This window comes from Streptomyces mangrovi (genome assembly GCF_900114215.1).
Lineage (GTDB): Bacteria > Actinomycetota > Actinomycetes > Streptomycetales > Streptomycetaceae > Streptomyces > Streptomyces barkulensis.
The window spans coordinates 1-11,865 of record NZ_FOSG01000034.1 but is presented as its reverse complement, the minus strand read 5'-3'; the positions used below and the strand labels follow the sequence as shown (position 1 = coordinate 11,865).

The 11,865-nt window shown below is 68.8% G+C and carries 9 protein-coding genes; 8 read left to right on the top strand and 1 reads right to left on the bottom strand.

The annotated features are described in order from the left end of the window. Positions 1–40: 40 nt before the first annotated feature. From BM237_RS27785 to BM237_RS27765, 5 genes are all read left to right on the top strand, one after another. Positions 41–793, top strand: a complete 753-nt coding sequence (locus BM237_RS27785; RefSeq protein WP_093852510.1) for a heme oxygenase-like domain-containing protein — start codon at positions 41–43, stop codon at positions 791–793. Between the two features lie 72 nt (positions 794–865). Next, a complete protein-coding gene (locus tag BM237_RS27780) occupies positions 866–2,296 on the top strand; it encodes an ATP-grasp domain-containing protein (protein WP_245794089.1) in 1,431 nt (476 codons plus the stop codon). Then, on the top strand, positions 2,293–3,618 hold the full coding sequence (locus tag BM237_RS27775; RefSeq protein ID WP_093852508.1) for an ATP-grasp domain-containing protein: 1,326 nt from the start codon (positions 2,293–2,295) through the stop codon (positions 3,616–3,618). The genes BM237_RS27780 and BM237_RS27775 overlap by 4 nt, the downstream gene beginning before the upstream one ends. After that, positions 3,615–4,877 (top strand): ATP-grasp domain-containing protein, encoded by a 1,263-nt coding sequence (locus BM237_RS27770; RefSeq protein ID WP_093852507.1) that lies wholly within the window; start codon positions 3,615–3,617, stop codon positions 4,875–4,877. The genes BM237_RS27775 and BM237_RS27770 overlap by 4 nt, the downstream gene beginning before the upstream one ends. Then, complete coding sequence (locus tag BM237_RS27765) at positions 4,874–6,595, top strand: DUF885 domain-containing protein (RefSeq protein ID WP_093852506.1); 1,722 nt, start codon at positions 4,874–4,876, stop codon at positions 6,593–6,595. Before BM237_RS27770 ends, BM237_RS27765 begins: the two co-directional genes overlap by 4 nt. Positions 6,596–6,703: 108 nt before the next feature. Here BM237_RS27765 and BM237_RS27760 read toward each other — a convergent pair whose 3' ends face one another. Further along, positions 6,704–7,162: a winged helix-turn-helix transcriptional regulator gene (locus BM237_RS27760; RefSeq protein ID WP_093852505.1), complete on the bottom strand. Its 459-nt coding sequence runs from the start codon at positions 7,160–7,162 to the stop codon at positions 6,704–6,706. A gap of 86 nt (positions 7,163–7,248) precedes the next feature. On the opposite strand from BM237_RS27760, the gene BM237_RS27755 reads away from it, so the two are divergent. From BM237_RS27755 to BM237_RS27745, 3 genes are all read left to right on the top strand, one after another. After that, positions 7,249–8,508, top strand: a complete 1,260-nt coding sequence (locus BM237_RS27755) for an MFS transporter (protein WP_245794088.1) — start codon at positions 7,249–7,251, stop codon at positions 8,506–8,508. A gap of 523 nt (positions 8,509–9,031) precedes the next feature. Beyond that, a complete protein-coding gene (locus BM237_RS27750) occupies positions 9,032–10,360 on the top strand; it encodes an aminotransferase class V-fold PLP-dependent enzyme (RefSeq protein ID WP_245794087.1) in 1,329 nt (442 codons plus the stop codon). Positions 10,361–10,896: 536 nt separating this feature from the next. Next, a complete protein-coding gene (locus BM237_RS27745) occupies positions 10,897–11,547 on the top strand; it encodes a nitroreductase family protein (RefSeq protein WP_093852504.1) in 651 nt (216 codons plus the stop codon). Positions 11,548–11,865 lie beyond the last annotated feature (318 nt).

Here is an 11,865-nt window from a genome sequence, read left to right as displayed (position 1 = left end):
TCGTACCGAACACCCGAGAACACACGAGAAAGGCGACACCATGTTGAACCGTGTGAACAACGTCGGTTACGGGGACCGCACCCCGTTCCTCAACGCGGCCGCTTCGGCGAAGCTGCGCGCCGAGATCGACCGGCAGCTCGACCAGCAGGTCCTCGAGTGGTACGCCAATGTCCCCGAGGCCGCCCACCTGGAGGGCAAGAACGTCGACTCCGAGTACTACAAGCGGAACCTGATCGAGACCGCCTACCGCATCCGGATGCTGCGGGTAGCCGAGGCCAAGGCGCTGGTGGAGATCGCCAAGCGCAGCCCGGAGGCGGCACAGGTCTGGGCCAACTACGAGCAGGAGGAGATGCTCCACGACGAACTGTTCCTCGATGACCTGGAGAAGGTGGGCGTGTCGCGCGAGCAGTTCCTGGCGACCGAGCCCTACCTGTCGACCAAGCTGCTGACCGGCTACTTCTCCTACCTCCTGGACCACGAGGGCCCGCTCGGCGTAGTGGCGTACTCCTACCTGGTCGAGTACGTGAACGTCAAGCTGGAGCCCAGGAAGCTGGAGGCACTGAAGGGATCGGTCGGCGAGGACAACATCGGCGGCCAGATCAACCACTCGCACACCGACATCAACGACGACCACCCCGGCGAGGTGTGGGCGGCCGTCCGGCACCTGCTCCGGAACGAGGACGACATCGCCGCGTTCAAGCGGTACCTCCGCGAGCACCAGACGCTCCTGGCGCAGTACTTCGAGGAGCTCTACCTGGACACCATCGCCAAGGCCGACAAGCAGCCGGCCTGACCTTCGTCCTCGGCGGGGGCTCGGCGTGACTACGCCGCGCCCCCGCCCGCCGGTGAGGAGGCCGGATTGAGCATGGGAAAAGACAGAGGAGTGCTACTGCTCAGCCATGTCGGGTTCTCGTTCATGGAGGATCTCGTCGACACGGTCAGGTCCCGGGGACTGAAGACCTGCGTGCTCAGCTCGATGCCGGAGCCGAAGCACCAGGGATCCCGGCCCGGAACGTTGGCCGACCTCGCCGACGATGTCCGGGTGACCGCCGAGCACGTGCTGACTCCACGCGACGTCGAGGAGTACCTCGACCATCTGGAAGCCGCGGGCACGTCGGTATCGTGCTGCCTCACTGTCTGGGAGGGCTACCGGTACCTGATGGCGCTGGCCAATGCCCGCCTGGGGGTGCCGGACCTGGACGAGAAGCAGGTTCTGGAACTGCGCGACAAGCTGACGCTGCGAAACCGCCTCGCCGACGCCGGCCTCAGCCGTGGCCGGGCGTCCGCACTCACCCCCGAGAGGCTTGCCGAACGCCAACGCGAGGGTGGCCGCTACTTCGTGAAGCCAATCAGCGGAATCGCCTCGTTCGGAACGTTCCCTCTCAGCGCCGACACGACCTGGACTGACTTGGAACGCATCGCCGCCGAGGTGCGCTCCGACACGGTCTACGCCGGCGTCTTCACCACCGACCCGGGCCCCGGCGGCCCCGCGGGCCCCGGGCCGCGTCCGGAAACGGCCGCGGACAAGGGCGCGAAACCGCACGCGAGCACCGGGCACGACAGGGGCTTCGGAATGGAGTTCCTCGTCGAGGACTACGTGCCCGGTCGGGAGTTCAGTTTCGAGGTGATCGTCGTAGACGACGAACCTCATGTGGTGGCCGTGCACGAGAAATGCGAGGTCACGGAGGCAGCGGGTACCGTACTCGAGAACGCCTGCGTCAGCCCGCCCACGAGTCTGTCCCAGGAAGAGATCGCCGCCGGTATCCGCTGGGTGGCGAGGGTGCTGGACACCCTCGGCCTCGGCTGGGGCTGTTTCCATGTCGAGGCGCGGCACGCTCCGTCCGGCTGGGACCTGATCGAGGTCAACCCGCGCGTCGCCGGCAGCCTGATCTCACCCAGTGTGGCGGCGATGACCGGTGGTCCCAGCCTGCTCGACCTCTGGCTGGACTCCCTGCTCACCGCCCGCAGGCCGGCTGGATTCCTGAAAACGCTGAAGGGGCTGTCGTTCTCGGCGGACGGCACCACGCGGAGCGGGAACGCGACGTTCTTCCGCGTCTTCTTCGCCGCCCCCGGGACCATCCGTGAGGTGGGACTGAACGACGCTCTCCCGCTCCGGCCAGTGGTGGCGCAGATTCTCCTCAACCCCGGCGACACCGTGGAGACATCCTCACGCGAGGTGTTCCTCGGCCAGGTGCTCTGGAGCATGGACCGAGCCGACCAGGACGCGATCCTCCCCGGGCTGCTGCCCGCCTCCGAGCGCGCGATCGAGGTCCTGTACGAGACGGAGCGCGGATGACCGGGCCGATCCTCCTCATCGTCGACTACAACCTGAGCCGTATCGACGAGGTCCGCTACCTGCGGGACTACGCACGCGAACGCCACGGCGCGACGGTGGTCCTGATCCGCGCCGACCCCACCGAGGCCGACCGTTCCATCGCCGACGAGGTAGTCGATCTCGATCCACTGCGCGACGACTTCACCGAGATGGGCGAGAAACTGCTCGGCGGCATGCGCGAGCGGATCAGGGCGGGCATCGTCTTCTCCGACAACGCCGTGCGCAGCGGGGCCGAACTGCTCGAGCGACTCGGCCTCCCGGTCGACTCACCGCGGCTGGCCGAGGGGGCGTTCTCCAAGTACCGCTACCGGCTCGGCGAGGCGGACGTGGCCGACCTGCTGGCTGCGCAACGAATCATGGTGCCGGCCTTCGCCGAGGTCGCCTCGCTCGACCAACTGAGGGACTTCATGCGCGATCATCCCGAGGGCTTCATCGTCAAGCCCGTGGCGGAGGGCAACAACCGCGGCGTCGCGATGGTCCGCTCCGGTGACGACCTGACGTCGGTGTTCGCCGAGATGCTCCCTTACCTGGAAGACGGAGTCATCTGCGAGGAGATCATCCCGTACCGGCGCGAGTACTCCTTCGACGGGCTGGGTTCGCTGGCGTTCCTCACCGAGAAGATCAGCGCGCGCGGCCGGTATCCGGTCGAGGTCGCGCAGGTGCTGCCCGCCAGGGTGAACGCCCGCGAGCGCTCAACACTGGAGAGGGCGGGGAGGCAGGCGAACTGGCTGGTCGGCCAGTGCGACGGGCCGTTCCACAACGAGGTCAAGCTGAGCGACGACGGGCTGCGTGCCGCGGTCGTGGAGCCCAACAGGCGGCCGGCCGGGATGAAGATCTGGTCACTGGCCCGATGGGTCTACGGGATCGACCTGCACCACCGCTGGGTCGACACGGCCTTCGGCACGGCCTCCGAAGCGGAGCGACTGGTACCCGGCTGCTCGGCGTCGACGGTGATGCTCGGCGTCGGCAGCGACCGCTCGTTCTCCCCGGACGACGTCGGGGCTGATGCGGACCCGTTCGCGGACGCCGTCCGGGCCACCGCCGAACGCTTCGGCCTGGCCGAGGGGGAACTGACCGTCACGGAGTTCTCCTGGCTGTCGCCCGAGCGCCGCGACCTGCATGCCGTCGCCCGTGACAACGCGGACTTCGCGGCGCAGGGCTGCGTCGTTCTGCGTGGTGACCGCGCCGACATCCGCACCGTCGTCCACGCACTGCGCGAGGCCTGGCTGGACGCCCTGGACAGCGCTCTCGCCCTCCCCGCTCCCCTCAGGAAGGCCCGATGAAGATCCTCATCCTGCACCGCGTGCCCTACTTCAAGATCGAATACCATCGAGGGATCTCCCACGACCGGCATGAGGTCACCTACTTCGGAACCGACCGGGCGCTGGCCACCCTGCCGCCCGGCCTGCGCTGCGAGCGGGTGAGCCGCCCGGGCGTGCGCTCGGCCTTCGAGGAGGCCCGGGACTGGCTGGCGGAGCGGCCCCGTGACTTCGACCGTGTCATCTCGGTGTCGGAGTACGAGCTGCTCGATGCCGCCCGGCTGCGCGAGCACTTGGGCGTCCCGGGCGCGCTTGTGGACCAGGTCACCCTTGCCCGCGACAAGGTCCTGATGAAGCAGGCCGTCGGGGAAGCCGGCCTCCGGGTACCACGCTTCCTCCCGTTGCCGCGCTTCCTCGAACGGGACGGCCGGGCGCCCTGGTACGGCCGGACCGTGCTCAAACCGCATCGCGGCGCGTCCAGCGAGGACGTGCTCGTGTTCGACACCCCGCAACACGCCCACGCGGCGGTCACCGGGGGCCGCACCGGCGTTGCCCGGCTTGATGCCGGGAGCGGCCGGGGCGACTTCCAGGTCGAGGAGTTCGTCTCCGGGCCGATCAGGCACTTCGACGGCCTGGTGCAGGGGGGCGAGGTCCTGCTCCTCAGCGTGAGCGAGTACGTGGGTACCTGCCTGGAGTACGCGCAGGGCCGGCCGATGGGATCGTTCCAGGTCGGATTCTCCGAGGAGACGCGCGCCTGGGTGTCGCGCGCCCTGGCCGCCGTGCGGATCGAGGACGGCAGCTTCCACCTCGAGGCGATAGTCCATGAGGGTGAGCTGGTCTTCCTCGAGGTCGGCAACCGGGTCGGGGGAGCCGACGTGGTCGCCACCGTCGAGTTGGCCACCGGCGTCCACCTGCCGTCGTACGAGCTGCGAGCCCTGCTCGGCGAGCCCGTCGCCGGGGCACTCCCCGAGCCGCCCGCCGACCGCCGCCGGTACGGCTGGTTCGTCTACCCCGGCCACCACCTGGCCGGACGGGAGTTCCGGGGCCTCGACGGGGCCGTGGTGTTCCGTTCCAGCCCGTCCGTGGTCGCCTGGAACGAACTGCCGTGCGGCAGGCTGCTGCCGGACCATATCACCTACCAGGCCGGAGAGACGGTTCTCGCGGGGATCATCGCGACCGACACCCCCGAGGACACCCGGGACTGGATCGTCGACCTGTTCGGATCCCTCTCGGTCCGCACCCGCCCAGCCGTCCCCGCGACTCCGGAAGAGGTCCCGGCATGACCGCCCTGAATGATCTCGCGGACCGGTACGTGGATGAGCTGGCCGTGCTGGATCCCTGCCTGGCCGCTGCGATGGGCATCGCCGGGCAGGATGGGCGGCTGACCGACTTCGGACCGCAGGCGGCGCACGCGCGGGCGGAGCTGGCGCGTCGCACGCTGAAGGCGGTGGACGACACGCCGGTCGAGGGGGGAACGGAGCGAATCGCGGCGGCGGTGCTGCGGGAGCGGCTCGCCACGGAGGTGGCACTGGCTGACGCCGGCGCGCACGCAACGTTGCTGGAAACCATCGACGGGCCTGTCCAGCGGGTGCGGCAGGCGGTGGAAGTACTGAATCAGGGCGGTGACACCGAGTGGGACGTCTTACTGGCGCGGCTGCGGGCCGTCCCGGGGGCCCTGGCCGGGCTGCGGGAGAGCCTGGAGGCGGCGCGGCGCGGCGGCCGGGTCGCGCCGCGCCGCCAGGTGGTCCGCAACGCCCGGGAGTGCCGAAGCATGCGGCAATATCTGGCCGGGGTGCCCGCCGGGTGCGGCGACGGTGTTCTGCGAGACGCCATGGAGAAAGCTGCGGCGGACGCGAACGAGGCGTTGACGGGTTTCGCGGCGTATCTGTCGGAGGAGCTCGCGGCTGATGCGCCGGACCTGGACGCGCTGGGCCCGGATCGCTACCAGCTAGGGGTGCGGGAGTTCCTCGGCACTCGGCTGGATCTGGAGGCGACCTACGCGTGGGGCTGGGACGAACTGGCCCGGGTGCAGCGGGAGACAGCCGAGGCGGCGGCACAGATCGCCCCCGGCGAGCCGGTGCCGGCGGTGCTGGCGTCGCTCGACAGCGACCCGCGGTACCAGGTGACGGGCACGGCGGCGTTCCGCGACTGGATCCAGGGACTCGCCGACGGCGCCATCGCCGATCTGGACGGGACGCACTTCGAGATCCCCGGGCCGCTGCGGCGGATCGACTGCCGGATCAGCCACACCGACGGGCCCGCCTTGTACCTGGCGCCCAGTGAGGACCTGTCGCGGCCCGGGACGGTCTGGTGGACGCTGACCGACCCGGATGCGCCGATTCCGACGTGGACAGTACCGAGCACGATGTTCCACGAGGGCGTCCCGGGCCATCACCTGCAGCTGGGCGTGACGACCCTCAACACCGCCGCCCTCAACCGGTTCCAGCGGCTGTCGTGCGAGCTGCATCCGGGGCACTGCGAGGGGTGGGGCCTGTACGCCGAGCGTCTGATGGACGAGCTGGGCTACTTCGCCGACCCCGCGCACCGGCTGGGGATGCTGGTCGGGCAGCGGTGGCGTGCCGCGCGGGTCGTGCTGGACATCGGGCTGCACCTGCGTCTGCCGATCCCCGCGGGCACCGGGTTCCACGAGGGGCGGAAATGGACGCCGCGGCTGGGCCGCGAGTTCCTCACCGAGCGCTGCGGGCTGGGCCCGCCCGGGTTCGTCGAGTTCGAGATCGACCGGTATCTGGGGCGCCCCGGGCAGGCCATCGCCTACAAGCTGGGGGAGAAGGCGTGGCTGGAGGCGCGGGACGCGGCTCGTCGCCGGGATGGTGCCGCGTTCGACCTCAAGCAGTTCCACCGCCATGCCCTGGACCTGGGGCCGATGGGCCTGGACCTGCTGCGTGCCGAACTGACCCGCCAGGTCGGCGGGGGACCGGGCGGCTCGGCCGGGCGCTGTGGGGACGCGTCGGCGCCGGCCTCGGTGCGGGGGCGGCGGTAGGACCCGTCGGCCGGGGCCGCGGCTCCGGCCGACTCTCCCGGGACCGCCGTCTCCCGGGCGGGTGTGTGGAGGGTGCGGTGTTCGCGAGACCTGGAGGGGCCGGGGCTCCTACCGGGTCTTCTGCACGTGGGTGGTGTCGGCGTCGAGAGGGGTGCCGCCGGCGTCGGTCGGCGTGAATTCCGGTACCGGGGCGCCGTGCCGGTCGACGAGGGTGGAGTGGGTCTCGCCGGGTGTGAAGGCGTGGCGTTCCCCCCACTGGCGCAGGGTGAGGATGACGGGGAATAGGGCGCGGCCTGCGTCGGTGAGTACGTACTCCTGGCGGCGGCCCGACGGTGCGGTGCGCTGGGTGAGGAGTCCGTGAGCGGTGAGCTTGCGGAGGCGGTCGGTGAGGATGTTGCGAGCGATGCCGGTGCGTCGCTGGAACTCGGTGAACGATCGTGCTCCGTCCATCGCGTCGCGGATGAGGAGAAGGCTCCACCGGTCGCCGACGAGGTCGAGGCTGCGGGCGACGGGGCAGTCGGGGTCGGTCCAGCCGGTGTCCGGGGCGCGCCCGGTGCTGCGTGACATGCCACCTCCCATAGGTTGCGGACTGAAACCATCATGCCGTACCGTCGAATCAGTTGCAATTTGCCACTGATTGAGATTGGGGCGCAATGGACGTATGGCGACGGCTGCTGCTCGCAGTGGTGTGTGGTGTCGCTGTGGCGAGCATCTACGCCGCACAACCGGTTCTGGAGCCGATGGGGCGCGACCTCGGTGTGCCGGCAGAACTGGCGGGATGGATCGTCGCGACCGGACAGTTCGGCTACCTGGCAGGACTGGTGCTGCTGGTACCGCTCGGTGACGTGGTCGACAGGCGTCGGCTCATCGCCGTGCACCTGGCGATCACCGCAGGGGGAATGCTGCTGACGGCCTCGGCGTCGGCCGCGTGGGTGGCGCTCGCCGGACTCGCGACGGCCGGGGTGTTCGCGGTCGTGGTGCAGACCACGGTGGCCTACGCCGCGTCGGTCTCGGAGCCCGCCGAACGCGGACGGAACATCGGTGTCGTGACCTCGGGCGTCGTGGTCGGCATCCTGGGCGCGCGGGTCGTCACCGGCGCGCTCGCCGACGTGTGGGGCTGGCGGAGTGTCTATGCCGTGCTCGCAGCGTTGTCACTCGGGCTCGCGGCCCTCGTCCTCGCCGTACTGCCGCCAGAGGAGCGTCCCGGCCCGCCCGCGGAGTACCGGCAGGTCGTCGCCTCGCTCGGCGGGCTGTTCGGGCAGCGCCTCTTCCTGACGCGCGGGCTCATCGCGTTCTTCCTGTTCGCGTCCTTCGGAACCCTGTGGAGCGGACTGTCCCTGCCGCTGATGGACACACCGTGGCAACTCAGCGAGAGTCAGGTCGGACTGTTCGGCATCGCCGGTCTGGCCGGCGCGCTCGGCGCGGCACGTGCCGGGCGGTGGGCGGACGCAGGACGGGCGGTCCCGGTCACCGGTCTCGCGCTCGCACTGCTGGTCCTCTCATGGGCGGCGATCGCGCAGCTGCCGTGGTCGCTGTGGCTCCTCATCGCCGGCATCGTGGTCCTCGACTTCGCGGTCCAGGCCGTACACGTGAGCAACCAGCACCTGCTCACCACCGCGCATCCGGACCGCGTCAGCAGCGTCATCGGGGGCTACATGGTCTTCTACTCACTCGGCTCCGCTCTCGGCGCGGCCGCGACCACCGCCGTCTTCACTGCCGGCAGCTGGACCGGATCCAGTCTCCTCGGGGCCGGGTTCGCGGCCTGCGCGCTGGCCGTCTGGGCGGCTGACAGGCGATCGCACCGCGGCAACGCGAACCTCCGGTCCGAGAAAGCGAGGACGCATCGGGCGCGGGAGGGGGCGCGAGAGGTTGAACAAGCCGTGCCACCGGTGAACGACTCCAGGGTTCCCTGACCGCTCCTTGCCGTCGCCGAGGCCACTGCCCGCCAGGCGCACCGGGTGACCCAGACCCAGGGTGCACCCGCGGCCGCCGGTCCGCTCCGTGAAGTCAACCGTCCGGTCGGGCTTGAACGCCGGCTCCGCTGACCCTCGAACCCGAGCCCACTGATGGGTGAGGAGAGCTCGGCGGAGCCCCTCGGGAATGAGAGATTCTTTGCGGCCTGCCCGGACAGAGCTTCCTGTAGGCGGTACCAGGAAGAGCGGCAAGAGCCCCTGCGGAGGGGAAAGCCGAGGCGGGCCGGCAGGGGACCCGGTGTTTCTGCGCAAGCGCCGGTCGGTGATATCCGAGGGAATTAAGCCCGAGTCGGTCCGATGACCTCCCGGTCGCATCCCGGGTGACCTTCTTGACAGACAGAGTAAAAATAAAATAATTTACGAAGAGTCGGGGGGAGATTCCCGGCGAGAACGACTGTGGCGGCCACTGCCGCCTTCGCTTCGGCGATAAAAGCCTCTGCATCCACTTCATGGAGGAATAATCGTGTCTCTTTCGCGCCCCGAAAGCCTGGTCGGCTCCGAGGCCAAGGGTTTATCGGTGGGTTCGGTAGTCGCGGAGGGTGCTGCCGAACAGACGGGTCCCCCCCAGGTCTTCGATCCGTACGACTGGAGGTCTGTGCGTGCGCAGTTCCTGCTTTCGCCCGACCTCGCGCACCTGTCGAACTTCTATTTCGCCTCAAACCCGACCCCTGTCCGTGATGCGATCACGAGATACCGGCGGGCTTTCGACGAAAACCCGCACGACTTCCTCGACGACAACATGTTCCGCCGCGACGAGGACATGCTGTGGCGGAGTGTGTGTGCAGCCGCTGCCGAGTATGTGGGTGGACAGCCCAGCGAGATCGCCCTCACCAGCAGCACCACGATGGGGCTCGCTCTGTTCTACAACGGTCTGCGTCTGAAGCCGGGCCAAGAGATCCTGACCACTACGCACGAGTTCTATCCGCACTACGAGGCGATACGTCTTGCCACTGAGAAGTGGGGCGCGAGCATGCGCAAAATACCGCTCTACGAATCGTCGCTGAATTTCTCCGCGGACGAGGCCGTGGACCGGATATGCGCGGCTGTGCGCCCCAACACCCGGATCGTCGGTGTCCCCTGGGTCCAGTCCGGCACCGGTGTGCGGATACCGGTGGCCAAGATCGCAGCCGCCCTCACGGGCTTGAACCGCAACCGCGACGAAGAAGATCGCATCCTGCTGGTGGTGGACGGAGTCCACGGCTTCGGAGTGGTGGACGAGGACGTCGCGAAGATGGGCTGCGATTTCTTCTCGGCCGGCACGCACAAGTGGATCCTTGGCCCTCGTGGGACGGGAATCGCCTGGGCGAAGGCGGACAACTGGGCACTTGTCCAACCCACGATCCCCAGTCTCATGACCAAGGAGACAGCCGACGCCTGGCGGCAGGACCGCCGGCCCGTCGGCCCGACCGAAGCCGCGTGGGTCAGTCCGGGCGGATTCTTCGCGTACGAGCACCAGTGGGCCACGGTGGAAGCGTTCCGCTTCCACCGGCAGATCGGGCGTAAGCGGATCCAGGACCGGATCGCCGAGTTGAACAGCCAGATCAAGGAAGGTCTGGCTGCCATGGACCACGTCACCCTGCACACGCCGCTCGATCCCGAACTGTCCGCCGGGATCGTCTGTTTCGACGTCCGGGGCTACAAGCCGCAGGACGTGGCGCAGATCCTCCGTACCAACCGGGTCGTCGCCAACAGCACACCGTACGGGGTCCCGCACGTACGTCTGTCCGCCGGAATCGTCAACTTCCCGGAGGAGATCGAGATGGCACTGAGGGTCATACGGTCACTGGCTTGATGATCCACGAGTACTGTCGCAAGGTGCACGTGTGCCGGTCCGCCCCCCTGGACTCGTTGGCGGGGGGCGGACCGGCACTTCCACGGCCCCGTTCATCGCGGCTGGCCGGACCGGCCGCCCCAGGACACCAGCGGTGCGGCAAGCAGGCCACGGCCGATCAGAGTCCTTCGTAATGCCCTCACCGCACCGGGACCGGCATCCATACCGCGGTGCCTTCGGACGCGGCCATCGTGGGCGGCCGGGCCCACCGTCAACGCGAGGAAACAGCGAAGCGATGCCTCGCCGTCCCCCTGGCTGCCGTTTTCGCGGAATCCCGTCTGCAGGTTCTTAAGTTCTCTGCTCGAAAAATTCGCCCCCCTCGTTCCCCGATTCACTTTCGGCCTTGTGAATGGACCGGCCGGACCACCGTCCCCGGGCCGTTGCGAACACCCGGGAAACGAGCGGTCCGAAAAGTGTGGGGAGGGCCTGCAGGCCGTCGAGGCCTTGTAAACCTCCAGGCGAAACGAATGACGTCGAACGTGGGAAGAGGAACATCGATGGATATCATGACGGCTGTTCTGACCCGACGCAGCCAACATCAGCTCGTCGAACCCGCTCCCAACGATCAGGAGTTCGCGTACCTTCTGCGCGCGGCTGCTACAGCGCCCGACCACGGCAGGCTCCGGCCGTGGCGATGGATCCTGGTACGCGACGAAGGGCGCATCGCCCTGGGGCGCTGCTTCGCCGACGAGTGTGCGGGACCCGAGTTCCGACGGGGGCAGATGGAGGCCAAGACCCAAAGAGCGCCGCTTCTCGCCACACTGGTCTTCTCACCGGTGCTGAACGACACCGGTCGCGGCAGCCCTGTCCCCGAGTGGGAACAACTCGCCGCCACCAGTGCCATGGCCGGCTTCCTGATGCTGCTTCTGCACGCCCGTGGCTTCGGGAGCGTCTGGCGCACCGGCAGGTTCACCGAGTCCGAGCGGATCCGCCGTGTACTCGGCCTGCGTCCGGAGGAACGCCTGATGGGCTGGTTGTACATCGGCACCCCGCAGCGGCTCGGCTCATCGACGCGCCGGGTGACCGAGGACGTCACCGATCGGATCTCCGTATTCGCCCCCGAACCGCTGGCCTACCCCTCCGCGTCCGTACCTCGGATCAGGGCGGCCGCAAGTTCCGGAGCCGCGCAACGGGCCGGGGAACTGTAAAATGTTCGGCTCTGGCCCGTAGTCGGTGGTGACGCCGAGTAGCGGTCAGGACAGGAGGATGCGGTGTCGGAGGAGGTCGAATCCGGCGCGTCCGTGCATCTGTCTCATGATCCTCTTGGTGCGGGTGTTGGCACCTTCGGTGCGGCCGTTGTGGTAGGGCAGGCCGGATCTGACGGCCGAGCGGTTCGTGCCTGATCCCCTCGGTCTGCCTGGTGGCAGGCTCTACCGCACCGGCGACCTGGTGCGCCGACGGCCCGACGGGACGCTGGAATTCGTCGGACGCGCCGACGACCAGGTCAAGATCCGCGGCTTCCGCGT